22 protein-coding genes are annotated in these 24,485 nt (G+C 60.3%); 10 read left to right on the forward strand and 12 right to left on the reverse strand.

What is annotated here, in order from left to right; translation table 11 throughout:
* Positions 1-61: 61 nt before the first annotated feature.
* Entirely contained in the window at positions 62-2,137 is a 2,076-nt protein-coding gene (locus tag B723_RS08345; protein WP_017336292.1) for an AsmA family protein, read from the forward strand.
* Between the two features lie 61 nt (positions 2,138-2,198).
* On the opposite strand, the gene B723_RS08350 is transcribed toward B723_RS08345, so the two are convergent.
* Both B723_RS08350 and B723_RS08355 read right to left on the reverse strand, forming a co-directional pair.
* Positions 2,199-2,729: a ferritin-like domain-containing protein gene (locus tag B723_RS08350; RefSeq protein ID WP_017336293.1), complete on the reverse strand. Its 531-nt coding sequence runs from the start codon at positions 2,727-2,729 to the stop codon at positions 2,199-2,201.
* Positions 2,730-2,863: 134 nt separating this feature from the next.
* Entirely contained in the window at positions 2,864-3,811 is a 948-nt protein-coding gene (locus tag B723_RS08355; protein WP_017336294.1) for a LysR substrate-binding domain-containing protein, read from the reverse strand.
* Between the two features lie 120 nt (positions 3,812-3,931).
* Here B723_RS08355 and B723_RS08360 point away from each other — a divergent pair, with 120 nt between their 5' ends.
* From B723_RS08360 to B723_RS08370, 3 genes are all read left to right on the forward strand, one after another.
* Positions 3,932-4,570, forward strand: a complete 639-nt coding sequence (locus B723_RS08360) for an FMN-dependent NADH-azoreductase (protein WP_017336295.1) — start codon at positions 3,932-3,934, stop codon at positions 4,568-4,570.
* Positions 4,571-4,876 (forward strand): DMT family transporter, encoded by a 306-nt coding sequence (locus B723_RS08365; protein WP_017336296.1) that lies wholly within the window; start codon positions 4,571-4,573, stop codon positions 4,874-4,876. It abuts the gene before it with no gap.
* A 108-nt stretch (positions 4,877-4,984) separates the two neighbouring features.
* Positions 4,985-5,875: an esterase/lipase family protein gene (locus tag B723_RS08370; RefSeq protein ID WP_017336297.1), complete on the forward strand. Its 891-nt coding sequence runs from the start codon at positions 4,985-4,987 to the stop codon at positions 5,873-5,875.
* Positions 5,876-5,977: 102 nt separating this feature from the next.
* On the opposite strand, the gene B723_RS08375 is transcribed toward B723_RS08370, so the two are convergent.
* Positions 5,978-6,865 carry a DMT family transporter gene (locus tag B723_RS08375; protein ID WP_017336298.1) on the reverse strand — a complete coding sequence of 296 codons (888 nt, stop codon included), beginning with the start codon at positions 6,863-6,865 and terminating at the stop codon, positions 5,978-5,980.
* 96 nt (positions 6,866-6,961) lie between these two features.
* Between B723_RS08375 and B723_RS08380 the strand changes: the two genes are divergently transcribed.
* From B723_RS08380 to B723_RS08390, 3 genes are all read left to right on the forward strand, one after another.
* A complete protein-coding gene (locus B723_RS08380; RefSeq protein ID WP_017336299.1) occupies positions 6,962-7,756 on the forward strand; it encodes an AraC family transcriptional regulator in 795 nt (264 codons plus the stop codon).
* A 64-nt stretch (positions 7,757-7,820) separates the two neighbouring features.
* Positions 7,821-8,126, forward strand: coding sequence for a PsiF family protein (locus B723_RS08385; protein WP_017336300.1), 306 nt, complete (start codon positions 7,821-7,823; stop codon positions 8,124-8,126).
* Positions 8,127-8,348: 222 nt separating this feature from the next.
* Entirely contained in the window at positions 8,349-9,362 is a 1,014-nt protein-coding gene (locus tag B723_RS08390; RefSeq protein WP_017336301.1) for an AI-2E family transporter, read from the forward strand.
* A 133-nt stretch (positions 9,363-9,495) separates the two neighbouring features.
* Here B723_RS08390 and B723_RS08395 read toward each other — a convergent pair whose 3' ends face one another.
* On the reverse strand, positions 9,496-10,770 hold the full coding sequence (locus tag B723_RS08395) for an Hsp70 family protein (RefSeq protein WP_017336302.1): 1,275 nt from the start codon (positions 10,768-10,770) through the stop codon (positions 9,496-9,498).
* Positions 10,771-11,067: 297 nt separating this feature from the next.
* On the opposite strand from B723_RS08395, the gene B723_RS08400 reads away from it, so the two are divergent.
* Together B723_RS08400 and B723_RS08405 are read left to right on the forward strand one after the other, a co-directional pair.
* Entirely contained in the window at positions 11,068-12,015 is a 948-nt protein-coding gene (locus B723_RS08400) for a DnaJ C-terminal domain-containing protein (RefSeq protein ID WP_017336303.1), read from the forward strand.
* 23 nt (positions 12,016-12,038) lie between these two features.
* The gene (locus tag B723_RS08405) at positions 12,039-12,344 is read left to right on the forward strand and encodes a chaperone modulator CbpM (protein ID WP_017336304.1); all 306 of its coding nucleotides are present in this window, start codon (positions 12,039-12,041) and stop codon (positions 12,342-12,344) included.
* 109 nt (positions 12,345-12,453) lie between these two features.
* Here B723_RS08405 and B723_RS08410 read toward each other — a convergent pair whose 3' ends face one another.
* Positions 12,454-13,581, reverse strand: a complete 1,128-nt coding sequence (locus B723_RS08410; RefSeq protein ID WP_017336305.1) for a sensor histidine kinase — start codon at positions 13,579-13,581, stop codon at positions 12,454-12,456.
* Between the two features lie 236 nt (positions 13,582-13,817).
* Here B723_RS08410 and B723_RS08415 point away from each other — a divergent pair, with 236 nt between their 5' ends.
* Positions 13,818-19,100, forward strand: a complete 5,283-nt coding sequence (locus tag B723_RS08415; protein WP_017336306.1) for a dermonecrotic toxin domain-containing protein — start codon at positions 13,818-13,820, stop codon at positions 19,098-19,100.
* Positions 19,101-19,154: 54 nt separating this feature from the next.
* On the opposite strand, the gene ureC is transcribed toward B723_RS08415, so the two are convergent.
* From ureC to urtE, 7 genes are all read right to left on the reverse strand, one after another.
* Complete coding sequence (gene ureC / locus B723_RS08420) at positions 19,155-20,855, reverse strand: urease subunit alpha (RefSeq protein WP_017336307.1); 1,701 nt, start codon at positions 20,853-20,855, stop codon at positions 19,155-19,157.
* 182 nt (positions 20,856-21,037) lie between these two features.
* Positions 21,038-21,346 (reverse strand): urease subunit beta, encoded by a 309-nt coding sequence (locus B723_RS08425; protein ID WP_017336308.1) that lies wholly within the window; start codon positions 21,344-21,346, stop codon positions 21,038-21,040.
* Positions 21,346-21,879 carry a GNAT family N-acetyltransferase gene (locus B723_RS08430; RefSeq protein ID WP_017336309.1) on the reverse strand — a complete coding sequence of 178 codons (534 nt, stop codon included), beginning with the start codon at positions 21,877-21,879 and terminating at the stop codon, positions 21,346-21,348. The genes B723_RS08425 and B723_RS08430 overlap by 1 nt, the downstream gene beginning before the upstream one ends.
* A gap of 6 nt (positions 21,880-21,885) precedes the next feature.
* Positions 21,886-22,419 carry a GNAT family N-acetyltransferase gene (locus B723_RS08435; protein WP_017336310.1) on the reverse strand — a complete coding sequence of 178 codons (534 nt, stop codon included), beginning with the start codon at positions 22,417-22,419 and terminating at the stop codon, positions 21,886-21,888.
* Between the two features lie 9 nt (positions 22,420-22,428).
* Complete coding sequence (gene ureA / locus B723_RS08440) at positions 22,429-22,731, reverse strand: urease subunit gamma (RefSeq protein ID WP_007907366.1); 303 nt, start codon at positions 22,729-22,731, stop codon at positions 22,429-22,431.
* Between the two features lie 93 nt (positions 22,732-22,824).
* On the reverse strand, positions 22,825-23,664 hold the full coding sequence (locus B723_RS08445; RefSeq protein WP_017336311.1) for an urease accessory protein UreD: 840 nt from the start codon (positions 23,662-23,664) through the stop codon (positions 22,825-22,827).
* A 30-nt stretch (positions 23,665-23,694) separates the two neighbouring features.
* Positions 23,695-24,393: an urea ABC transporter ATP-binding subunit UrtE gene (gene urtE / locus B723_RS08450; RefSeq protein WP_007950600.1), complete on the reverse strand. Its 699-nt coding sequence runs from the start codon at positions 24,391-24,393 to the stop codon at positions 23,695-23,697.
* Between the last annotated feature and the right edge of the window lie 92 nt (positions 24,394-24,485).

Here is a 24,485-nt window from a genome sequence, read left to right on the forward strand (position 1 = left end):
CCTAACGTTTCACACGTGCGTCGCAGTCAGGGCGCTCAGTCGTATTCAGGAGCCCTGTGCAATGACGCGCACCCCCAAGATTTTTGCCTGGACCTTTGCCAGCCTGGTTGTGTTGCTGGCGATACTGGTTCTGATCATCGTGTTCTTCGATTGGAACCGGATCAAACCGACCATCAACTCCAAAGTCTCCGAAGAACTGCATCGACCGTTTGCCATCAATGGCAACCTGGCGGTGGTCTGGCAGCGCGAGCTCGACGAAGGTGGTTGGCGGGCGTGGGTGCCGTGGCCGCATGTGGTGGCAGAGGACCTGAGCCTCGGCAACCCTGAGTGGTCGAAGCAGCCGCAGATGGTCACGCTCAAACGCGTCGAACTGCGCCTGTCGCCGCTGGCATTGCTGGCTCAACGCGTGGCGATCCCGCGCATTGACTTGACCGAACCGAACGCAGACCTCCAGCGTCTGGCCGATGGCCGCGCGAACTGGACGTTCAAGTTCGACCCGGAAGACCCGAACGCCGAGCCTTCAAATTGGGTGGTCGACATCGGCGCAATCGGCTTCGACAAAGGCCACGTCACCCTTGACGACCAGAGCCTGAAAACGCAGCTCGACCTGATCGTCGACCCACTGGGCAAACCGATTCCGTTCGGCGAAATCGTCGGCGACAAAGCGGCGAAAACCGCGCTGGAGAAGGGTGCGGCACCCCAGGATTACGCGTTTGCGCTGAAGGTCAAAGGCCAATATCACGGACAGAAACTCGCTGGAGACGGCAAGGTCGGCGGTTTGCTGGCGTTGCAGGATTCGGCCCGACCGTTCCCGCTCCAGGCCCAGGTCAAGATCGCTGACACCAGCGTCGAACTCGCGGGCACGCTGACCGATCCACTCAATCTCGGCGCATTGGACCTGCGACTGAAACTGGCCGGCAGCAGTCTGGGCAACCTCTATCCGCTGACTGGCGTGACTCTGCCGGATACGCCGCCCTACGCCACCGACGGCCACTTGATCGCCAAGTTGCACGAGGCCGGCGGCGCGGTGTTCCGTTATGAAGCGTTCAACGGCAAGATCGGCGAGAGCGACATTCATGGCAGCCTGGCCTACGTCGCCAGCGAGCCACTGCCGAAACTCAGCGGTTCACTGCTCTCCAATCAGCTGTTGTTTGCTGACCTTGCACCCTTGATTGGCGCCGACTCCAACGCCAAACAAAAGGCCCGTGGCGGTGAAAGCAAGCAACCGGCGGACAAAGTGCTACCGGTCGAAGAGTTCAAGACCGAGCGCTGGCGTGACATGGACGCCGATGTCGAATTCACCGGTAAACGCATCGTCCACAGTGAAAAACTGCCGTTCAATGACCTTTATACCCACTTGGTGCTGACCGACGGCGTGCTCAGCCTCGAGCCCCTGCGCTTCGGTGTGGCCGGCGGCAAGCTGGATGCGCAGATTCGCCTCAACGGACGTACCGAGCCGTTGGAAGGCAATGCCAAGCTGACCGCGCGCGGGTTCAAGCTCAAGCAGCTATTCCCCACCTTCGAGCCGATGAAGACCAGTTTCGGCGAGCTCAATGGCGATGCCGACATCAATGGTCGTGGCAACTCGGTGGCAAAACTGCTGGGTTCGGCCAACGGCAATCTGAAAATGCTGATCAACGACGGGGCGATCAGTCGCGAGCTGATGGAGCTGGCCGGACTCAACGTCGGCAACTATGTGGTAGGCAAGATCTTTGGTGACAAGGAAGTGAAGATCAATTGCGCGGCGGCCGACTTCGACATCAAGACGGGCCTGGCCACCACGCGGCTGTTCGTCTTCGACACCGAGAACGCAATCATCTACATCGACGGCACGGCGAACATGGCCACTGAGCAACTGGACCTGACGGTGACGCCGGAATCCAAGGGCTGGCGTTTGATTTCGCTGCGTTCGCCGCTGTATGTACGGGGCAAGTTCATCAAACCCGATGCCGGTGTGAAAGCGGTGCCGCTGATGTTGCGGGGCGCGGGGATGGTGGCGCTGGGTGTGATCGCGGCGCCGGCGGCGGGGTTGTTGGCACTGGTGGCGCCGAGTGGTGGCGAGCCGAATCAGTGTGCGCCGTTGTTGCAGCAGATGAAGGCGGGGAAGGCGCCGGTGACCGTTAAACCCACCAAGTAAAATCTTCGGTGTCTATCAAGACGCCTTCGCGGGCTTGCTCGCGAAGGCGGTCTGTCCGGCGCTACAAATCTTTCAGAATGTCCGCCATATCATCCGCATGCTCTTCTTCCTGAGCCAGGATGTCTTCGAAGATGCGCCGGGTGGTCGGGTCTTTCTCGCCGATGTACTGAATGATCTCACGGTAGCTGTCGATGGCGATGCGCTCGGCGACCAGGTCCTCGTAGACCATCTCTTTGAGCGAGTTACCGGCCACGTACTGTGCGTGGGAGTTTTTCGACAGCAGGTCAGGGTTGAATTCCGGCTCGCCGCCCAGCTGCACGATGCGCTCGGCCAATCGGTCGGCATGCGCCGCTTCCTGATTCGCGTGCTCAAGGAACTCGTCGGCGGCGACATGGGCTTTGAGGCCGTTGGCCATGAAATAGTGGCGTTTGTAGCGCAAGACGCAGACCAGTTCGGTGGCCAGCGATTCGTTGAGCAGGCGCAGCACTTCGTCGAGGTCGGCGCTGTAGCTTTCGGTCACCGCGCCGTTCTCGACGTTCTGGCGGGCCCGTGCGCGAAGGGTCGTTACATCAGACAAATGCATGTCACTCATCTCGTTCTCCTTGGAGGCTGATCCGGGTTTGCGTCACCTTCTGGGGAGGTGATCACTACCTAGTTGTGAGTGATGAGCGTGGCGAAAAGTTTGATGTAATTTCCATCGAGAAAGATCGCAGGCTGAGCCAGCGCCTACAGGGGCATGCGTTTTCCTGTAGGCGCCGGCGCAGCCTGCGATCCTGGCAGTAGGCCAGACAATCGAGCTTCTTCCTGCAGCCAGGCAAAGAATGCACGCACGGGCGGATGGCGCTCGCGGCCCGGAACGCAAAGCGCGCTGTAACCGGCACCCTGCACTTGAATGTCACTGCGGTAAGCCACCAGCAAGCCACTGGCCACACTCTCCGACACCAGAATATTGCTCGCCAGCACCAGGCCTTGCCCGGCGATGGCGGCTTGCAGGGCGTAATGTTCTTCATCGTATTCCCGGACAACCGGTTGCCCCGTCAGCCAGGTTTCGCCGGACTGCGCGCACCACGCCGCCCAGCCATGGGCGTAGAGCTTCGAGTTGTGCCAGCGCACGCTGATCAACGTGGGGGCCTGGCCACTTAGGGCCAGCGCGACCTGTCCAGGCGAGCCATAAACGCCAAACGCCTCATCGAACAGGCACAGACCATAAAGGTTCGGATAGTCATCCAGGCTGTAGCGCACCACCAGATCGACACTGGCGTCCTGATGCAAATCGATCACTTCGCAATGGGTGTCCAGGCGCAGGCTGATGGTCGGATGCCGGGCGTAAAACCGCCCAAGCCGAGGCACCAGCCACAGCGCGGCAAACGCGGCCGTGGTGGAAATCGTCAGGCTCGCGCCGCTGCGTTGCGGGCGCAAGGTGTCGACGCTCTGGGCCACTTCCAGAAAAGCGCCGTGCAGGCTGTGGAACAGACGCTCACCGCACTCGGTCAGGCGAACCTGCCGTGGCAGGCGCTCGAACAGCGGCACGCCGAGCCAGCCCTCCAACGAACGAATCTGATGGGAAACCGCCGTTGGCGTCACGGACAGTTCTTCGGCGGCGGCCTTGAAGCTCAATAGGCGAGAGGCCGATTCAAAGGCGCGCAGGGCGGTCAACGGCAGCGAGGCGAACATGGGTTACTCCATGGGTGAAATAAATTCATCCAGACTGATTTTTATTCATTTGAGACGAGTCAGCGGCGAGCTCAATCTGCACGCCACAAGCCGTTTGAGTTTAGTCCCCAGGAGATTCAGATGAACAGAGTTCTTGCCATTCACGCCAGCCCACGGGGCGAACGTTCCCACTCCCGGCGCTTGGCCGAAGTGTTTCTCAGCGCCTGGCAGGCGCGTCACCCGCAATCACAATTGACCCGCCGCGAAGTCGGTCGGGCCTTGATTCCACCGGTCAACGAAGCCTTTGTGGCCGCCGCGTTCTACCCCGAACCCGAGGCACGGCCGCTGTCGATGCAGGCCGATCTCGCGTTCAGCGATCAACTGGTGGGTGAATTGCTGGGCCACGATGTGCTGGTGATCTCCACGCCCATGCACAACTTCAGCGTGCCCAGCGGCCTCAAGGCGTGGATCGATCAAGTGGTGCGGCTCGGGCTGACGTTCAACCACACGCTGGACAACGGCGTCGCTCAATACGAGCCGCTGGTAAAGGGCAAGAAAGCGCTGATCGTCACCAGCCGTGGCGGGTTCGGCTTCGGCCCCGGGGGCGAACTCGAAGCGATGAATCATGCCGATACCCTGCTGCGCACGGCGTTGGGTTTCATCGGCATTACCGATGTCACCGTGGTCGCCGCCGAGGGCGAAGAATCCGCCGAGCGCACCTTTGAAATCTCCGTCACCGAGGCCGAGCAACGTTTGCTGACGCTGGCCAGGGAGTTCTAGATGGCCTGGGTGTTTTTGCTGATCGCCGCCGGGTTTGAAGTCACCTTCGCCATGGGCATGAAGTACGCCGAAGGTTTCACCCGGCCCTGGCCTTCGCTGATCACGGTCGTGGCGGCGGTAGGCGGGATCTACTTCCTGACCCTGGCAATGCGTGAGTTGCCAGTGAGCATCGCTTACCCGATCTGGACCGCCATCGGTTCGCTGGGCACCGTGTTTCTAGGGTTTGCGTTGCTCGGCGAAAGCCTGACGGTGGTCAAACTGGTGTCGGTGGGGCTGATCGTGGCGGGGGTGGCAGGGCTGAAGTAGGACGGATGTCATAGACTGGTCGTCGTGTTGTCATTTTTGATGACGATGCTTGGCTGATGTCTTGCATTCAGCCTTGCTTCACCTCACCGATCACAAGGACGTCCACCCATGTCGCAAGGTTCTGCCCCGCGTTATCCGTTGGTGCTGGTCCCGGGAATGCTCGGGTTTATCCGTCTGGTGCTTTATCCGTACTGGTACGGGATTGTCGGAGCGTTGCGCCAAGAAGGGGCGACGGTGATTGCGGTGCAGGTTTCACCGCTCCACTCGACCGAGGTGCGCGGTGAGCAATTGTTGGCGCGCATCGACGAGATCCTGCAGGAAACCGGCGCCGAGAAGGTTAACCTGATCGGCCACAGCCAGGGCTCGCTGACCGCCCGTTACGCCGCCGCGAAACGCCCGGATCTTGTGGCGTCCGTCACGTCGGTGGCAGGGCCCAATCACGGCTCGGAACTGGCGGATTACCTGCACAAGCATTACCCGGCAGACAGCGTGAAGGGACGGCTGCTCGCCTTTTTTCTCTGGATCATCGGTGCGTTGATGAGCCTGCTGGAAACCGGCTATCGCGGGCCGAGGCTGCCGGTGGATATTCACGCTTCCCATGAGTCCCTGACGACGGCCGGGGTGACGCTGTTCAATCAGCGTTATCCACAGGGCTTGCCTGACACGTGGGGCGGGCACGGGCCGGAAGAGGTCAACGGCGTGCGCTATTACTCGTGGTCCGGCACCTTGCAGCCGGGCAAGACCGATCGCGGGCGCAATCTGTTCGACGGGACCAACCGCAGTTGTCGGCTGTTTGCCAAAACCTTCGTGCGTGAAGTCGGGCATTGTGACGGGATGGTCGGGCGCTACAGCTCGCATCTCGGGACGGTGATTGGCGATGAGTATCCGCTGGATCACTTCGACATCGTCAACCAGTCGCTAGGGCTGGTGGGAAAGGGGGCCGAGCCGATCCGGTTGTTTGTCGAGCATGCGGCGCGGTTGAAAGCGGCGGGGGTTTAACCCGCGTTGTGGCGAGGGGATTTATCCCCGTTGGACTGCATAGCAGTCCCTTTTTTTGGGGCCGCTTCGCAGCCCAACGGGGATAAATCCCCTCGCCACAGATCAGGCGACGCTAATCTTGCGGCCCAACACCGTGGTCCAGCGCTCCGAAAGAATCACCCCGCCCAACGTCAGCACACCGCCCACCAGGTGATACATCGCCAACTGCTCATGCAGCACCAGCGCGGCAATCAGCGCCGTCAACAACGGCAGCAGATTGAAAAACTGCGTAGTCCGGCTCGGCCCCAGGCGCACCACGGCCTGCATCCACGCCAGTGGCGCAACCATCGACGCCAGCAGGCAGGCATACAGCACCAGCGGAATGTTCTGCAGCGTCGGGCCGATTTTCGGCGACACCGCGAACAGCGGAAACAGCACCACCACCGCCACCCACACCTGCAGATACAACAACACCAGCGGTGGCAAACGCAGCTGCCACTTTTTCAACAGGGTGCTGTAGATCGCGTAGGCCAGCGTGGCGATCAGCATCATCGCATCGCCCAGATTCACCCCGTGCTCCAGCAAAGCACCGAGGCTGCCGGACGAGACCACCACCAACACCCCGGCAAACGACAGCACGGCACCGGCCAGCGCGCCCGCCGTCAGACGCTGACCGAGACTGATGATCGCCATGGCCAGCGACATCAACGGCATCAGCGACAGGATGATGCCCATGTTGGTGGCCGACGTCAGCGACGCCGCGAAATACGCCAGGCTCTGATAAACCGCCATGCCGAGCACGCCGAGGACGAAAATCTTCCCCAGGTTCGGGCGAATGGCCGACCAATGGGCAAAGACGGGTTTGAGCATGAATGGCGTGAACAACAAGCCGGCCAGCAGCCAGCGGTAAAAACCGATTTCGGCGGGGAAAATCGCGCCGGCCGACATTTTGGTGATCACGGTGTTGCCGGCCCAAATGAAAATGGCCAGCAGGGGATAAGCGTATTGCATCGGAAAAACCAGAAACGTTAATGAGGAGTGATTATCGCCTGTCTGGATGAAAGCCTATACTTCGATCCAGACAACCCGCCCCGGATGACGGACAGGATGACCAGTAAACACATCGACCTGCTGGACTTCAGCGAATTGCCTTCGCCGGTCTACTTCCGTTATGCCGACTTCGACACCCACGAGTATGCCTCGGCCCACCGTCACCCCTGGGGCACGCTGGAATATTCGGCCAACGGTGTCCTGCACATGGAAATCGGCAGCAGCCGGTTCATGTCGCCACCGCAATATGCCGTGTGGGTGCCACCGCAGATCGAGCACAGTTTTTACAGCAATCAACCGATCAACTACCGCGCGGTCTGCCTCGCGCCGGCGCTCTGCCAGGAACTGCCACAGCAGGCTTGCACCCTGGCGATCAGCGACATTCTCAAAGCGATCCTCAAGGACTTCGCCGCCCGAGATGTGAAAATTCCCGAACAGGCTGCGGACCAGCGCCTGGCGCAGGTGCTGGTGGACCAGCTGCAGCAGGCGCCCGCTCACGAGTGCTACTTGCCCTACGCCAGCAACCCCGGCCTGCTCGGGATACTGGAAGCCTTGCAGGTGGAACCCGGGGATAACCGACCGTTGTCGGCGTGGGCTGCACAGATTCACGTCAGTGAGCGCACGCTGGCGCGGCAGTTTGTGCGCGAACTGGGCATGAGTTTCGGCGAGTGGCGACAGCGCGTGCGCTTTCTGGCAGCGATCGAGGCACTGGACAGTCACCGCAGCGTTCAGGAAATCGCTTTCGACATGGGTTACAGCACCGGCTCGGCGTTTATCGCGATGTTTCAACGTCAGGCCGGGTGCACGCCGGAGCAGTATCGCCGTAGCCATCTTGAGAACAGGAAGGTGTAACAGGCTTTGTCTACACTCCAGAATGAGGCCGCACCCCTCGGTGCGGCAACAAGGAGAAAACTCCATGAAGATGTTGCGTGTCCCTTTGTTGATGATCGGTTTGCTGCTCTGTTCCCAAGGCTTCGCCACCACAGCCCAACAGAACAAGATGACCACCTGCAATGCCGACGCTACCGCGAAAAGCCTCAAGGGCGACGAGCGCAAAGCTTTCATGAGCACTTGCCTTAAAGCGGCGCCAGCCGCCAATGACGCGAAAGCCTTGACCCCTCAGCAAGAGAAGATGAAAACCTGTAATGCCGATGCGGCGACCAAAGCCCTCAAGGGGGATGAGCGCAAGGCGTTCATGAGTGATTGCCTGAAGAAAAAGTAAACACTGGACTGGGGGGCTGTGAGGATCTCATCGCCAGCAGGCTGGCTCCCACACTTGGAATGCATTCCCCTGTGGGCAGCTAGCCTGCTAGCGATGGGGCCGGCAAGGTCACTACAAAAAACACCTGAGCCCCCGACCAAGGTCGCCCTACACAATCCCTAGTGCTGACACCCGAACGCTGGCAGACTGCCAATCCTTTTAGGCCGTTCGTTTTGAGGCTGTATGCCAACGTTTTCTCAACGCCAAGTCTTGCTGCTGATCAGTTGGGTCATCATCTTTGGTGGTTTGCTGCTGGTGATTCCGCTGCGCTTGCTGCCAAGCCTGCTCGCCGGTTTGCTGGTGTTCGAACTGGTCAACATGCTCACCCCGCAATTGCAGCGGCTGATCGAAGGACGGCGTGCACGCTGGCTGGCGGTGGCATTGCTGGGGACGCTGGTGGTCAGTGTACTGGCGCTGATCTTTGCCGGGGCCATCAGTTTTCTGTTGCACGAGGCGGAAAACCCCGGGGCTTCCCTCGATAAATTCATGGGCGTGGTCGACCGTGCGCGCGGGCAATTGCCGCCGTTCATCGACGCCTACCTGCCCGCCAGCGCCGCCGAGTTCCGCGTGGCCATCGGCGAGTGGATGAGCAAACACCTTAGCGACTTGCAGCTGGTCGGCAAAGACGCGGCGCACATGTTCGTGACGCTGCTGATCGGTATGGTGCTGGGGGCGATCATTGCCTTGCAGCGTGTGCCGGACGTGACCAAGCGCAAGCCGCTGGCCGCCGCCCTGTTCGATCGTTTGCACCTGCTGGTGCAGGCCTTTCGCAACATCGTGTTCGCCCAGATCAAGATTTCCCTGCTCAACACCTTCTTCACCGGGATTTTCCTGGCGGTGGTCCTGCCGATGTTCGGCATCAAGCTGCCGCTGACCAAGACCCTGATCGTGCTGACTTTCCTGCTCGGCCTCCTGCCGGTGATCGGCAACCTGATGTCGAACACGCTGATCACCATCGTCGGTTTGTCGCTGTCGATCTGGGTGGCGGTGGCGGCGTTGGGTTACCTGATTGTTATCCACAAGCTCGAATACTTCCTCAACGCGCGCATTGTCGGCGGGCAGATCAGTGCCAAGTCGTGGGAGTTGCTGCTGGCAATGCTGGTGTTCGAGGCCGCGTTCGGCCTGCCGGGGGTGGTGGCGGGGCCGATTTATTACGCGTACCTGAAGAGTGAGTTGAAGCAGGTGGGGATGGTTTGATCCCGCGTCGATCTAATTGTGGCGAGGGAGCTTGCTCCCGCTGGACTGCGTAGCAGTCCCCCTTCTTTTCGGGGAAAAGCAGGGCCGCTTCACGGCCCAACGGGAGCAAGCTCCCTCGCCACAAGGTTTCGGGTCAGTCCATCGGGCCGTAACGCTTGGCCGCTTCAATCGCCAACCCGCTGCCGATGCTGCCAAAGATGTTCCCTTCCACATGCCGCGCATTCGGCAACATTGCCGACACACTGTTGCGCAACGCCGGAATCCCGCTCGAGCCGCCGGTGAAGAACACCGTATCCACCTGATCGACCCGCACATTGGCGTCGTTCAGCAGTTGGGTCACGCTGTTGCGCACACGCTCCAGCAGGTTGTCGATGGCCGATTCGAACAGCGCCCGGCTCAGCTCCACGCTCAGTCCCGGTTCGATGCGGTCCAGCGGCACATGGCGGCTGTCGGCGTGGGTCAGCTGGATCTTGGTTTCTTCCACTTCCATCGCCAGCCAGTGCCCGGCGCGTTGCTCGATCAGCTTGAACAGACGGTCGATGCCGCCGGTGTCTTCGATGTCGTAACGCATGCAGCCCAGGGCCAGGGTCGACTTCTGCGAGTACACCGAGTTGATGGTGTGCCAGGTCGCCAGGTTCATGTGGTGGCTGGTGGGCATGTAGGCGCCGCTCTTCATGCGGCTGCCATAGCCGAACAGCGGCATCAGGCCTTGCAGGCTCAGCTGCTTGTCGAAATCGGTCCCGCCGATGTGCACGCCGCCGGTGGCGAGGATGTCATCGTGACGGTTGTCGTGGTTGCGGCGCTCGGGCGACAGGCGCACCAGCGAGAAGTCGGACGTACCACCGCCGATGTCGACGATCAGGACCAGCTCTTCCTTTTCGATGGTCGACTCATAATCGAACGCCGCCGCAATCGGCTCGTACTGAAAGGACACGTCCTTGAAGCCGATGGCGCGGGCGACGTCCACCAGGGTGTTCTCCGCTTCCTGGTCGGCCATTTCATCGTCATCGACGAAAAACACCGGACGGCCCAGCACCACTTCTTCGAACTCCCGACCAGCGGCGGTTTCTGCGCGCTTCTTCAGCTGGCCGATGAACAGCCCGAGCAGGTCCTTGAACGGCATCGCCGTACCGAGGACGCTGGTGTCGTGCTTGATCAGCTTGGAGCCCAGCAGGCTCTTGAGCGAGCGCATCAACCGGCCTTCGTAGCCTTCCAGGTACTCGTGCAGCGCCAGTCGGCCGTACACCGGGCGGCGTTCTTCCATGTTGAAGAACACCACCGACGGCAGGGTGATCTTGTCGTCCTCCAGCGCGATCAGCGTTTCCATGCCGGGGCGCAGCCAGCCGACGGTGGAGTTGGACGTGCCGAAGTCGATACCACAGGCACGGGCTGGAGATGCGTTTTTCATGTCTTTCAGGTTCCGGTTAAAAAACGGCCGCGCAGTGTATGCCAGTGCGGCGCAGATTCGAAGGCCGACTATCCGCTAAATCTCAGCCAATAGCGCCTTGATAAGCTGGCGGAATGCCCCAAACTTGTCTGCATTGAGCCTGGCAGCCATCGGACGGTCGCAAGAACCGCCCACTGCTGCCGATAAACTTCTGATGCGCCCTCCGGTCACAACCTTGAGATCGGTCAACCCGGCAGCTGCCAATGAGCGCATGCTGCGAGTGACGGCGCGATTTTGATAAGGGATGGTGATTCCACGATGGACTTCAAAGACTATTACAAGATTCTCGGTGTGGAACCGACCGCGGACGATAAGACGATCAAAGCGGCTTATCGCAAGCTGGCGCGCAAATACCACCCCGACGTCAGCAAGGAAAAGGACGCCGAGGCCAAGTTCAAGGACGCCTCGGAAGCCTATGAAGCGCTGAAAAGCGCCGACAAGCGCGCCGAATACGACGACTTGCGCAAGTACGGCCAGCATGGCCAACCGTTCCAGGGCCCGCCAGGCTGGCAGGGGCGTGGTGGCGGTGGTTTCGGTGGCGGCCAGGACACGGGCGATTTTTCGGACTTCTTCAGTTCGATCTTCGGCAACCGTGGTCCGGGTTTTGGTGGTGGACAGTCGGGCCGCAGCGCCGGACGTCGAGGGCAAGACGTGGAAATGGAACTTGGGATCTTTCTGGAAGAAACCCTCTCGAACGAATCGAAGAAGGTCACCTTCCAGGTGCCGCAGTACAACGCGGCCGGTCAGCACGTCAGCAACACTAGCAAGAGCCTGAACGTGAAAATCCCGGCCGGCGTGACCGACGGCGAACGCATCCGCCTCAAAGGGCAGGGTGCACCGGGCATCGGTGGTGGCGCCAACGGCGATTTGTTCCTGATCATTCGCTTCGCGCCGCATCCGAAGTTCGACGTCGAAGGCGAGAACCTGATCATTACGCTGCCGCTGGCTCCGTGGGAGTTGGCACTGGGCACCGAAGTGGCTGTGCCTACACTGACAGGCAAGATCAACCTCAAGGTGCCGGCCGGCAGTCAGAACGGCCAGCGCATGCGCGCCAAGGGACATGGCTTGCTGAACAAGGCTGGTCAACGAGGTTACCTGTTCGTGCAATTGAAAGCGGTCATGCCTAAAACCTCGAACGATGAGGTCAAGGCGTTGTGGCAGGAACTGGCGAAAAAAGCTGCATTCGACCCGCGAGAAAATTTCTGATCCAAGAGACGGAGTAGCCCATCATGAGCAGCCCCCTGATCGTTCAACTGGACATGGCAGAATTCTGTGAGGCGTCCGATTTGTCGGACGTCTACGTGATCGAAATCGTCGAGCACGGCATCCTCGAACCTCAGGGCAAGCAGCCCAAGGATTGGCGTTTCAACGATTATGAGCTGGCCCTGGCCAAGCGTGCCGCCAAGCTGCGGCACGACCTGGAGCTGGAGTGGGAAGGCGTCGCCCTGGCGCTCGACCTGCTTGAAGAGGTGCAGCAACTGCGGTCCGAGAACCGCATGCTCAAGCAGCGGTTGGGGCGGTTGGTGGCTGAATAGCGCTGAGCACTGAACCTGTGGCAAGGGCTTGTCGGGACGCCGCACCGTACTGCTCGGCAGCCCAGCGGGAGCAAGCGTCCTCGCCACAAAGCCTTTTCCCGCAACACCCCTAGATATTTCTCGGCAACACCACGGTGAACAGTGTTCCGTCCACTTCGTTCGAGCTGACTTCAATCGTCCCGGAATGCGCATCGACCACTTCCTTGACGATGAACAAGCCAAGGCCAAGGCTAGTGGACGGCTGGCCGAGTTCTTCATCGGCGCTGCGTACCAGCGGATCGAAGATCGTACCGATGGCCTCTTCGGGAATCGGCGCTCCGAAGTTATGCACCGTCAGGCGAACGGTATCCGGTTCGCCGGTGAGGGTCACCGTCACATCCCGCTTGTTCGACCCATGCTGCAACGCATTGCCGATCAGGTTTTGCAGCAGTTGAGCCAGGCGTCCGGCATCCCAGACGCCTGAGGTGTCCCCCTCTGCATGAACCATAGGGTCGCACTCCGGATTACCGGCACAGGCTTCGGCCACTGCTGCGTGGACGGCATCGGCCAGGTCCATCGGCTTCGGTTCAATCGGCAGGCTCTTGCCCAGGCGACTTCGCACCAGCTCCAGCAAATCGCTGACCATCACCGCCATGTGCCGCGCACCGCGCTTGATGTTGATCGCGCAAGCCAAGGCATCGCCCTCAAGCGTGGCTTTGCGCATCAGCATTTCAGTGGACATGCTCACGGCTTGCAAGGGGGCGCGCAGATCATGCCCGAGTATCGCCAGAAACAGGTCCCGCGAATGGTTGACCTGTTCGGCATAGGCCGCCGTGGATTCGGCAAGGGCTTCATCGATGGCTTCGTTGAAACGGATCATGTCCTGGAAGTGGGCAAGTTCCGGCGATTCCAGGCTGTCGACCCACAGACGAATCACACAGGCGCGCAAATGGCGGAACTCACTGGTCATCTGCACCAGGTCGAACCCCACGGTATGCCGCAGTTCACCATGACTGGCGCCAGCTTCGTCCAGACTCGGGGTTTTCTCCGGACCTTCGCCCTTCGCTTTGGCGAGTTGCTCGCGGGCGGTTTGCGCGGTGGTCATGTCCCGCGCTGCCGCCAACAGAATTGCCTTGGCATGATCGCGCAAGGCCAATCGATCCATGTGATCGGCTGCCGGGGTAATCGTTCTGGCGAACTGCTCCCATTCATCGACGATACGGTCTACGTGCTGCCTGATGAATTCGGATAAGCGCATGGTCGGTTTCCTGATGGCAATCCGGGGCATATTAGCCCCTTTGACGTCCCCTAAAAACTACCATTACGCCGGCGACCATTCTTTGACGGCTTCAGGGTACTAATTATTTATTTTTTAGATCTTGAAATTAATTGCATTGTCCGATTTTTGCGGTTTTCCAAGTGGTTTTTTAATCTTTTGTTTTTAACCGCATTCAATAGTCTGGTGGTTCTTTTCATCGCATAAGGATTTGCGAAATGACCCAACTATCGGACGTTCCGGCGTTGCAAGTTAATTCCGGACAGAGACAAGGCCAGGATAATGTCCATCATGATTATCTTCTGAGCAAACTGCCTTCGCCGCTAAAAGACGCACCGGTTTCGCGTCTGCTGTCGATGGCCGATTCGGCAGCGGGTTTTCCGGAGTGGTATTTGAATGCACGCGCCATCGATCGTCAGTACCTCAAGCAACTGACAGATGAGCGCTGGCGCACTCAGGCCCCGCTGGACGAAGCGCTGGAGCATTTGCAGCAGGACATCCTCGCCTTTGCCGAACCCTTGCTCGTCAAAGCATTAAAGGAACAACTGAATCTCGATCTGGACGTCAATGCGACGCTCATTCGCCTGTATATCCCGGCAAAGCTGGGTTTTGGCATCGATACCAATGCCAGTCGACTCAGGCAATCGACTTTGCTGGAAGCGGCGCTTCACAATTTCGAGGAGCCTGAAACGCAGGCCGACGCATTTCGCGATGGCTCTGGCATCTTCACCCTGGACGACGAAAACCAGTTACAGCGGCATGCGCTGACCGTCGAACGGTTTGCTGCCCTGTGCCGGACGCTTGATATCGGTACGAACTATCAGCAGCACATAAAGGGCCTGCTGAGTCCGCAAGGAGACACGGCCAAAGCGTTGGTTGAACGGCGATGCCTGGCCAGCGAAAAAGCCGCTTTCGACGAAGCCGCGCTGATCGCTTACTTGAAAAGCGACATCAGTTCCTATGGCTACGGGAAACTCAAGCAAGTTCGTGGCAATGAAAAGGGCATCCTATGGAACAATCGCCCTTGGCAATGTCATCGACTTTCGCTAATGGGGTTCAGGTTATCCGGCATCCTGTTATTCAGCGCGGTGGCAGACCCCATTGAAGTGAAAAGAATCTACGACAGTCTGGTTCCCGCGCACCAGCGCACACTGCTGGAATGGTCCAGGCGTTTGACGCTGCTGCCAGGCCAGGAATTTGCCCAGTTCAAACTGCTCGAGGCGTTTTTCGCCAATGGCCCCGGCGGCCTCGTCGACGCCATGCTGCAAAGGGAAGATGATTTTCAACAAAGCCGTCTCGACGGGACGTTGATCGCCTATGTTCCGGATGATCCTGAGCACCCGCTCAAAGAGTATGCGTCCTTCACTGACTTCATGAAGGAACTGGCGAGCCAGTTGCGCTCGCCGGACTATCAACAGTTTTTCAGCCGATTCGTCGCACAAAAAGACCATGGCAAATTCTTTGCCCGGGTTCGCGAGCGTTTCACCACGTTCACCTGGACGCAGCGTGAACCGCTGGACATGGGGCCGTGGTGGCGAGAGACCGCGGTTGAAAACGCCAACGCAGAGCCCATCACCCTCATCATCTCAGGCGATCTCTGGACGCAAATCGGTCGCTGGCGCAGGGACAAAGCCATTGCCGATGCGCGGCACATCGCTGTGCCGACCGGGGACGAAGACGCGACCACCCGCTGGAATCGGTTGACCAGCTATCTGACCATCGGCTGGAACGTGTTCAACTTTGGCGCCATGTTGGTGCCGGGGCTCGGCGAAGCGATGCTGGCGGTCATGGTCGGGCAGATGCTGTTCGAAACCATGGAGGGCATTGAAGAGTGGAGCAAGGGCGACAGGGAGGAAGCGGCGGCCCATCTCACCGGCGTCATGATCAATTTCGCCCAACTGGCGATCATGGCGGCGGGAAACGTCTTGCCCGCCGGTGCGGCGGCGTCGGTCAAACCGTCGGCCTTTATCGATCAGTTGAAAAAGGTTGAGTTGCCTGACGGCCAGACGCGCCTGTGGAAGCCGGACCTGTCGCCCTACGCCCATGACCTGACGCTGCCCGAAGGGGGGACGCCAAGTGAGCAGGGGCTGTACCGCCACAGCGAAAAAGACTTTCTGAAGCATGAAGGCAAGCACTTCGAAGTCAGAAACGATCCGCGCACCGGTCAGCCATACCTGCAACATCCGGATCGGGCGCAGGCGTATCAGCCAACACTCGAACATGACGGTGCGGGAGTATGGAGGACCGAGCTCGACCGACCTCTCGAGTGGGACAAAACCACACTCATGCGGCGCATGGGGCCGTCGGTCGAGGGGTTCTCCGACACGACGCTGGAGCAGATTCGGGTCGTCAGTGGTATCGAAGAAAACCAGTTGCGCAGGTTGCACGTGGTCAACGAACCCGCGCCAGCATTGCTGACCGACACGATCGAGCGGTTCAAGACCTGGGCCGAGGTGCAAAAACTGCCCGAACAGATACTGCGCGATGAGGTGCCTGAAGCGTTCATCGAACAGGTGCCCCGTTTGCTGGTTGACCTGCCGAGATGGCCCGAGCAAAAAAACATCGAGCTTTTTGACGGCGCAGGTATTGCCGGGCGTTCGACAAAGTACGGCAATGTCGACGCGTCGCCGGCCAACACGCTGAAGATAAGCCGTGCCGAGGTCAGCGCAGGAAAACTTCCAGAGCTTGCCGTGAAGTTCATGAGCGAGGCCGACGTCCACGCAATGCTCGGACAGGGCATTTCGACAGACGAGCACATCCGGATCGATGCGTTGAAAAACAAGTTGGCCGTACGGGCGGGCAATCAGCGTGATTCGCTGTTCAACGCGCGGGATCGTCGTCTGCAACAGACCGACAATCGGCAAGTGCTGGCGCTTCAGGACGCGTTCAGCGGCCTGCCCACGGTGATCGCCCGGGAGTTGCTGGCCGACCTCGAACCGCAAGAACGGCTCAAAATCACCGACTCTTCGCGCATCCCCTTACAGCTGCAAGAGCGTACGCGGGGGACTTTGCAGGCGTTACGAGCGGCACGCGCCTACGAAGGGCTGTTTCTCGATGCCGCGTACAGTGTCGATACCGAACGGCTGGCGTTGCACTCGTTGCAAGCGTTGCCCGACTGGCCCGACAACGTGCAGATCGAAATCCGCGAGGATTCATTTGATGGACCGTTGCACGACAGTGTCGGCCCGGCCAATGCCTCCGTTCGCCGTGTGTTGGTCAGCGAGGACGGTCAGTACCAGGCCCGCGATGACGATGATCTGCACCTGCATGGGCCCGATGATCTCTACGCGTCCGTACTGCACGCCCTGCCTGATGCCGAACGAAACGCGCTGGGGTATCACATCAATCAAGGCGCAACGCTCAAGCAGGCCGTTCAAAAAACGCCCTTGCCACGGGACAGGTTCAACGCGCTTCTGGCGCAGAACCCTGTCCGTAAACCCGCTTACGACCCGGCCACGATGCGGCTGCGTGGCGGTATGCGCGGAGTTTCCCAAGGGCTGCGGCGGGTCACCGGGAACATTACGCCACAGGAACGTGTGCGGGTTGTCCGCCCAGGCTGGACGGAGGCCGAGGCGCAGGCTTATCTGCAGGCGGGTGGCAGCGAGGTCAGTTTTGAGCAGAGGGCGAGTGCCCTGGAAGGGGAATTCGATCGGTTGAACACCAATTTCCAACGCTGGCTGAAATCGCCGACTGAGTCATACCGCTTCACGTCCGCCGGCATCGCTGAATGGCGATCCAGAAACGCGCTGTACAAAGCGATCAGAGAGTGTTGGCAGCACTCCGGATTGCGCCATGTGGATTCGTTTGGCGAGTTGCAAGGCGTTGTGCTCGACCTCGAGAACATGCCGCTGGGCCGTCATCTGCGCACCATGCCCATGCTGGAGGGCACCTTCGATCACGTCACCCGCCTCAATCTGACCCTGACCGAATTGACCGACGCGCATATTTCCCTGCTCTATCATTTCCCCCGATTGCGTTCGCTCAACGTCAACGGTAATTCGCTCACCCGGATTCCTCGTGCCGTCGGTCGCATGCGCGCACTGACGGAATTGAACATGCGAGGAAACCGCATTGTCCTGGATGCGCAAGGCGTCGCGGACCTGCGCAACCTGACACGGCTTCAGGTCCTGGACCTGTACGGCAACCCTCTGGGCCGGGAACCGGATATTGGCAGCATGCGCATGTTGCATACGCTGATCCTGGCCGACACTGGCATTCGGACCTGGCCGGACGGTTTGTTCGCGCAGCCACGCTTCCGGCATTTTTACCTGGACATGCAGTACAACGAAATCACCTACGTGCCCATGGTCGCGCGTGGCTCCGTTGAGGCGGAATTGCTGGCGCGCACGGTGTTGAGCCGGGACACGGATTATCTGCCGGCCTTCAATCTGCAGACGCTCAGGGAGTACATCGCGTCCGTCGGCATGGACCCCGATCGACCGTATCCGCCTCGTGGCGTGCGTGACAGCCTCGATTGGGAGGCCGGCATGACCCGACGGGAATGGGTGGCCAAACAGGCAGTGTGGAACAGCGTCGAGGATGAGATCGGCTCGCTCGGGTTTTTCAACGAGATTCGCAAACTCACGGAATCGGGACATTTCAAGCACGACCCCGGGTTTCGGATCGACATGACTGCCAAGGTCTGGCGAATGCTCGAAGCGATGTCGAAAAATACCGAGCTGCGGCAAAAACTCTTCACTATGACCACCGTGCCCACGGCGTGTGTCGATGCCGGCGCGCAGCTGTTCAACGCCATGGGAATGGAAGTGCTGATTCATGAGGCGTATGAACTGGCCAATCCTGCGCTGGTGGAGGCTGAACTGGTGTCGCTGGCGCGGGGCAAGTCACGTCTGGATGAACTCAGCAGGATTGCCCGCAAAACGGTCTCCGAACGCGAGGCGGTTGGCGAGCAATTCAGGCGCGTCAATGCCGCGGGCGAGGTCACTGGCACGATTGATGAGGTTGAAGTTCACCTGGCGTTCATGACGGATCTTGCCGAGCGTCTGGACCTGCCCTGGCAGACGCGAAAAATGCAGTTCAGAAAAATCGCCGCGGTTACGCCAGCGATGATCGAGGATGCTTTGCGACGTGTACTGGACCTTGAGGAAGGAGAGCTTCTGGCTGATTTACTCGTCGATCAACCGTTCTGGGCATCCTATGTCGAGGGCGTCAATCGGGGGGTTGTCAAAGGTTTCAGTCGCCGGATCGAAGCCACGATCGAGTTCTACTCAGCATTGGAAAAACGTGCAACCGAGACAACACTGTCTCTGGAGCAAAAGGCTCAGTTGAAGGAAGAGCTCAGGGTACTCGGTGCTGAATTGAACAAGCCGGAAAGCGCGTTTGCACCGGGACGCGTCATGACCGAAGCGGAATATGCCGCCGAGCTGGAAGTCATCGACGAAGACAGGAAAGCCTTTATCAAAACCTTCACACGCCAGGCGATCGAACGGGCAAGACTGCAACGGGTGGAAATTCCTTTCACCGTACAGCCGAACAGCTGATCGTTATTGCTTTACGCCGGGGCCCGGCAAGGCCCCGGTGATCCAGTCAACCGATCAAAACAGGAAGTAACGCTGAGCCATCGGCAGCACATCCGCTGGCTCGCACCACAGCAGGACACCGTCGGCCTTGACCTGATACGTCTGCGGATCGACATCGATACTCGGCAGGTAGTCATTGTGGATCAGGTCGGTTTTCTGCACCTCACGGCAGCCTTTGACCACAGCGATTTTCTTCTTCAAGCCCAAGGCCTCGGGAAGACCGGCCTCCTGCGCCGCCTGGCTGATAAACGTCAGGCTGGTGGCATGCAGCGAGCCGCCGTAACTGGCGAACATCGGACGGTAATGCACCGGTTGCGGTGTCGGAATCGAGGCGTTGGCATCGCCCATCAGACTGGCGGCAATGGCGCCACCCTTGAGGATCAGCGTCGGTTTGACTCCGAAGAACGCCGGGCGCCACAGGACCAGATCCGCCCATTTACCCACTTCGACCGAGCCCACTTCATGACTGATACCGTGGGTGATTGCCGGGTTGATGGTGTATTTGGCGATGTAGCGTTTGGCGCGGAAGTTGTCGTTGCCTTCACCATCATCGGGCAACGGGCCGCGCTGTTTTTTCATCTTGTCGGCGGTCTGCCAGGTGCGCGTAATGACTTCACCGACACGGCCCATGGCCTGGCTGTCGGAGCTGATCATCGAGAACGCGCCGAGGTCGTGGAGGATGTCCTCGGCGGCAATCGTCTCGCGACGGATACGGCTTTCGGCGAAGGCCACGTCTTCGGCAATGCTTGGGTCCAGGTGGTGGCAGACCATCAGCATGTCGAGGTGTTCGTCGATGGTGTTGCGGGTGAACGGCCGGGTCGGGTTGGTCGAACTCGGCAGCACGTTGGCAAAGCCGCAGGCCTTGATGATGTCCGGTGCATGCCCGCCGCCCGCGCCTTCGGTGTGATAGGTGTGGATGGTGCGGCCCTTGAAGGCGGCGAGGGTGGTTTCGACGAAACCCGACTCGTTGAGCGTGTCGGTGTGGATCGCCACCTGCACGTCGTACTGATCGGCGACGCTGAGACAGTTGTCGATGCTCGCAGGTGTGGTGCCCCAGTCTTCGTGCAATTTGAGACCGATGGCGCCGGCCTTGACCTGTTCGATCAACGGCTCCGGCAGGCTGGCGTTGCCCTTGCCGGTGAGGCCGATGTTCATCGGGAACGCATCCGCCGCTTGAAGCATCCGCGCCAGGTGCCATGGGCCGGACGTACAAGTGGTCGCGTTGGTGCCGGTGGCCGGCCCGGTGCCGCCGCCGATCATGGTAGTGACGCCACTCATCAAGGCTTCTTCGATCTGCTGCGGGCAGATGAAGTGGATGTGGGTGTCGATGCCGCCAGCGGTGAGGATCATGCCTTCACCGGCGATCACTTCGGTGCTGGCGCCGATGGCGAGGGTGACGTTGGGCTGCACGTCCGGGTTGCCGGCCTTGCCGATGCCGGCGATGCGCCCGTCCTTGAGACCGACGTCGGCCTTGACGATGCCCCAGTGGTCGATGATCAGCGCGTTGGTGATCACGGTATCGACGACTTCGGCGGCCAGTAGCTGGCTTTGGCCCTGGCCGTCGCGGATGACTTTGCCGCCGCCGAATTTCACTTCTTCGCCGTAGGTGGTGAAGTCCTTTTCCACTTCGATCCACAGCTCGGTGTCGGCCAGGCGGACCTTGTCACCGACGGTGGGGCCGAACATGTCGGCGTAGGCTTGTCTCGAAATTTTCATATGTTTGCCTTGGAAAGTGCGGCAGTCCGCTGCCCATTGTGGCGAGGGAGCTTGCTCCCGCTCGGCTGCGCAGCAGTCGTAAAAATCTACCGTCTGGGTGTATTCAGATAAATCGCATTAGCTGTATTGCGTGCGCTTCGCGCTCGAGCGGGAGTAAGAGCTCCCTCGCCACAAAGACGGTGTTAATCGAGGTCACCCATGATCCTGCCGGCAAACCCGAACACCCGGCGATGCCCGGCCAGGTCGACCAGCTCGACTTCGCGGCTCTGCCCCGGCTCGAAGCGCACGGCGGTGCCGGCGGGGATGTTCAGGCGCATGCCGCGGCTGGCGGCGCGGTCGAAGGTCAGGGCGTCGTTGGTTTCGAAAAAGTGGTAGTGCGAGCCGACCTGGATCGGCCGGTCACCGCTGTTGGCGACTTTCAGGCTGACGGTGCGGCGGCCGGCGTTGAGTTCGATGTCGCCGGGCTGGATCTGGAATTCACCGGGAATCATCAATGGGCTCCCTGGAGAATTTTGTAGTAAAGGGCGGTCGGCTTGTAGCGGCCGCTCGGGTCGCAGGCGTAGTCGGGGATTTCGCCGGCCCGGCTGTAACCCAGAGCCTTGTAGAAGTCCTCGGCAGGGGAGCCGGCTTCGGTGTCGAGGTAGAGCATGCCGCGCTTGTGCTGGAGCGCGGCCTGTTCCAAAGCGCTCATCAACTGTTGGCCCAGGCCACGGCGGCGCGCGTGTTCACGCACCAGCAGTTTCTGCACTTCGGCGCGGTTCAGGCCATTGGCTTTCTGACACAGGGTCAGTTGCACACTGGCCTGCACCTGTTCGTCCTTGACTACCACCCACAGCAGCACGTTGCCCTTGTTGAGGTTGTCCTGAACTTCATCGAAATAGGCGCGTGCCTGAGTGGCATCCAGATCGGCCATGAAGCCGACACTGGCGCCATAACCCACGGCGTCGAGCAGCAGATCAATCAAACCCTGGCGATAGTGCGCGAAGCTTTCAACATTGACGCGGCGCAGTTGGGCGGCGTTCATCGGGCGTTACTCCTTGCTGGCGGGCGACGGTTCGGCGCCAGGGTTGAGGGTCAGTTGCATGAAGGTCAGGTCCAGCCAGCGACCGAACTTGGTGCCCACCTGAGGCATTTGCCCGGTGGTCACGAAACCGACGCGTTCATGCAGGCGGATGGAGGCGGCATTGCCGCTTTCGATGGCAGCGACCATCACATGTTTGTCGCAGCCTTTGGCGCGTTCGATCAGCACGTCCATCAATTGCGGACCGAGACCATTGCCGCGCTGGTCGCTGCGCACATAGACCGAATGCTCGACGGTGTGGCGGAAACCATCGAACGGTCGCCAGTCACCAAATGAAGCGTAGCCGAGTACGCTGTTATCGCCGTCGACGATCACCAGGATCGGATAGCCCTGGGCTTGCCGGGCGCTGAACCAGGCCTGGCGGTTGCCCAGGTCGACAGCCTGGTCGTTCCAGATCGCCGTGGTGTTGAGTACGGCGTCGTTGTAGATGTCGCGGATCGCCGGCAGGTCAGCGTGCACCGCATCGCGGATGTGGTAAGTCATGGCACGGCCTCAGGCGATGGGTTGGTGGACGGTGACCAGTTTGGTGCCGTCGGGGAAGGTGGCCTCGACCTGGATCTCCGGGATCATCTCCGGGATGCCTTCCATCACTTGTTCGCGGCTGAGCAGGGTGGTGCCGAAGTGCATCAGCTCGGCCACGGTCTGGCCGTCACGGGCGCCTTCGAGCAGCGCTGCGGAAATATAGGCCATTGCTTCCGGGTAGTTGAGTTTCACGCCGCGCGCCAAACGCCGCTCGGCCACGAGGCCGGCGGTGAAGATCAGCAGCTTGTCTTTTTCGCGTGGGGTCAGGTCCATCGTTTGGAATCCATCCGGGCAGATAAAAAAGAGTTGGATCTGCTGGCGCAGATCCCTGTGGGAGCGGGCAAGCCCGCTCCCCGGGATTGCATTTCAGGTGCTCCATATTCGGGGTGGGACGGCTTCTCGGTCGAGGAGTGCCGGCCTGAGCATCCGCCACAAATCAATCAGCCAGCCCCGCGCCAGCAATGCCTCACGGGCCAGGCATCGTGCAACCAACAGCCCCGGCAACTGCGTCAAATCCCCGCGTACTTCATGGTTCAGCGAACGGCATTTCTCCAGCAGCTCGCTATCAATCTCCCCCGTTACCAACAACGTCGCAAACACCGGTTGCCCATCCATCCCGATCGGCGAATCGAGCAAACCATCACCGCCGACAATGCGCTGGCGTTCATGCCAGAGCAACTGGCCGTCGCGACGGATGTCCAGCTGCGCCTGGAAATGCCCGAGGTCAAAACGCTCGCCACTGGCCGGGCGGCCCAGCGCCACGACGTCCCAGTAGAACAACCGCCCGTCGCCTTCCAGATCGATGGACGTGCTGAGCTCAGCCTGGGCGGCGCTGAAGATAATCGTCTCTTGCGGCAGCCACTCCAGTGTCGCGCCGCTGGCTACTTTCAGATCAAGTGTCTGATAAGCCGGCCCGGCCGCGCGATACCACTTGGCAGCGCCGGGGCTGGTAATTTGCGCCCACGCCCCGTGGCCGACACTGGCGCTGATGTCGAGCCGGTCGCCGCCGGCAATCCCTCCGGGCGGATGCACGATGATGTGCTGGCACACTTCGGGCCCTTCGGCATACAGATGCTTCTGCACCCGCAACGGACCTTTGTGCCGGCGCTGAACCGGGCGCGTGCTGTCGCCGAATCGGGCATAGCCCAGTTCCAGCTCGGCGTGCCAGCTAGGCGTGAACAGCGTGGTGTGGGCAGGTAAATTCATGGTTTTCAGTTATCGTCAGGACGCTGCAGATTAAATCGTAACCAGACCGCGTACACCCTCGGCTTCCATATTTTCTCCGCGACCCTGCTGCACGATCTCGCCGCGTGACATCACCAGGTATTGATCGGCCAGTTCGGCGGCGAAATCGTAGAACTGCTCCACCAGCAGAATCGCCATGTCGCCCCGTGCCGCGAGCTTCTTGATCACTGCGCCGATCTCCTTGATCACCGAAGGCTGGATGCCTTCGGTCGGCTCGTCGAGAATCAGCAACCGCGGTCGGCTGGCCAATGCCCTCCCGATGGCAAGCTGCTGTTGCTGACCACCGGACAAGTCACCGCCGCGCCGTTGCTTCATTTGCAGCAGCACCGGGAACAGCTCGTAGATGAACGCCGGGACTTCCTTCGCTTCACTGCCAGGAAACCGCGACAGGCCCATCAGCAGGTTTTCTTCCACGGTCAACCGGCCAAAAATCTCCCGGCCCTGAGGCACGTAAGCGATTCCGGCGTGAACCCGTTGGTGCGGCTTGAACGTGGTGATCGGCTTGCCTTCCCAGTTCACCGCGCCTTCTTTGGCCGGCAGCAATCCCATGAGGCATTTGAGCAGGGTGGTCTTGCCCACGCCATTGCGCCCGAGCAGGCAGGTGACTTCACCGACCTTCACGTCGAACGACAGGCCCCGAAGGATGTGGCTACCGCCGTAGTACTGGTGCAGCTTGTCGACTTGCAGCATGTCCAGATTCCTTGAATTTCAAACAGAACCCCTGTGGGAGCTGGCCTGCCAGCGATGGGGGCGGCACATCAAGCATCGATGTTGTCTGACCC

The sequence above is a fragment of the Pseudomonas fluorescens NCIMB 11764 genome (assembly GCF_000293885.2).
Lineage (GTDB): Bacteria > Pseudomonadota > Gammaproteobacteria > Pseudomonadales > Pseudomonadaceae > Aquipseudomonas > Aquipseudomonas fluorescens_B.

Excerpts from the sequence above, each read along its gene's own strand:
- B723_RS08355 (WP_017336294.1), bottom strand. The coding sequence starts at position 3,811 with ATGTTCGCCTCGCTGCCGTTGACCGCCCTGCGCGCCTTTGAATCGGCC.
- B723_RS08375 (WP_017336298.1), bottom strand. The coding sequence starts at position 6,865 with ATGCAATACGCTTATCCCCTGCTGGCCATTTTCATTTGGGCCGGCAAC.
- B723_RS08430 (WP_017336309.1), bottom strand. The coding sequence starts at position 21,879 with ATGAACGCCGCCCAACTGCGCCGCGTCAATGTTGAAAGCTTCGCGCAC.
- B723_RS08365 (WP_017336296.1), top strand. The coding sequence starts at position 4,571 with ATGGCCTGGGTGTTTTTGCTGATCGCCGCCGGGTTTGAAGTCACCTTC.
- B723_RS08370 (WP_017336297.1), top strand. The coding sequence starts at position 4,985 with ATGTCGCAAGGTTCTGCCCCGCGTTATCCGTTGGTGCTGGTCCCGGGA.
- B723_RS08400 (WP_017336303.1), top strand. The coding sequence starts at position 11,068 with ATGGACTTCAAAGACTATTACAAGATTCTCGGTGTGGAACCGACCGCG.
- B723_RS08395 (WP_017336302.1), bottom strand. The coding sequence starts at position 10,770 with ATGAAAAACGCATCTCCAGCCCGTGCCTGTGGTATCGACTTCGGCACG.
- ureA (WP_007907366.1), bottom strand. The coding sequence starts at position 22,731 with ATGGACCTGACCCCACGCGAAAAAGACAAGCTGCTGATCTTCACCGCC.
- B723_RS08410 (WP_017336305.1), bottom strand. The coding sequence starts at position 13,581 with ATGCGCTTATCCGAATTCATCAGGCAGCACGTAGACCGTATCGTCGAT.
- B723_RS08345 (WP_017336292.1), top strand. The coding sequence starts at position 62 with ATGACGCGCACCCCCAAGATTTTTGCCTGGACCTTTGCCAGCCTGGTT.
- B723_RS08405 (WP_017336304.1), top strand. The coding sequence starts at position 12,039 with ATGAGCAGCCCCCTGATCGTTCAACTGGACATGGCAGAATTCTGTGAG.
- B723_RS08385 (WP_017336300.1), top strand. The coding sequence starts at position 7,821 with ATGAAGATGTTGCGTGTCCCTTTGTTGATGATCGGTTTGCTGCTCTGT.
- B723_RS08350 (WP_017336293.1), bottom strand. The coding sequence starts at position 2,729 with ATGAGTGACATGCATTTGTCTGATGTAACGACCCTTCGCGCACGGGCC.
- B723_RS08390 (WP_017336301.1), top strand. The coding sequence starts at position 8,349 with ATGCCAACGTTTTCTCAACGCCAAGTCTTGCTGCTGATCAGTTGGGTC.
- B723_RS08360 (WP_017336295.1), top strand. The coding sequence starts at position 3,932 with ATGAACAGAGTTCTTGCCATTCACGCCAGCCCACGGGGCGAACGTTCC.
- B723_RS08380 (WP_017336299.1), top strand. The coding sequence starts at position 6,962 with ATGACCAGTAAACACATCGACCTGCTGGACTTCAGCGAATTGCCTTCG.
- B723_RS08445 (WP_017336311.1), bottom strand. The coding sequence starts at position 23,664 with ATGAATTTACCTGCCCACACCACGCTGTTCACGCCTAGCTGGCACGCC.
- urtE (WP_007950600.1), bottom strand. The coding sequence starts at position 24,393 with ATGCTGCAAGTCGACAAGCTGCACCAGTACTACGGCGGTAGCCACATC.
- B723_RS08415 (WP_017336306.1), top strand. The coding sequence starts at position 13,818 with ATGACCCAACTATCGGACGTTCCGGCGTTGCAAGTTAATTCCGGACAG.
- B723_RS08425 (WP_017336308.1), bottom strand. The coding sequence starts at position 21,346 with ATGATTCCCGGTGAATTCCAGATCCAGCCCGGCGACATCGAACTCAAC.
- ureC (WP_017336307.1), bottom strand. The coding sequence starts at position 20,855 with ATGAAAATTTCGAGACAAGCCTACGCCGACATGTTCGGCCCCACCGTC.
- B723_RS08435 (WP_017336310.1), bottom strand. The coding sequence starts at position 22,419 with ATGACTTACCACATCCGCGATGCGGTGCACGCTGACCTGCCGGCGATC.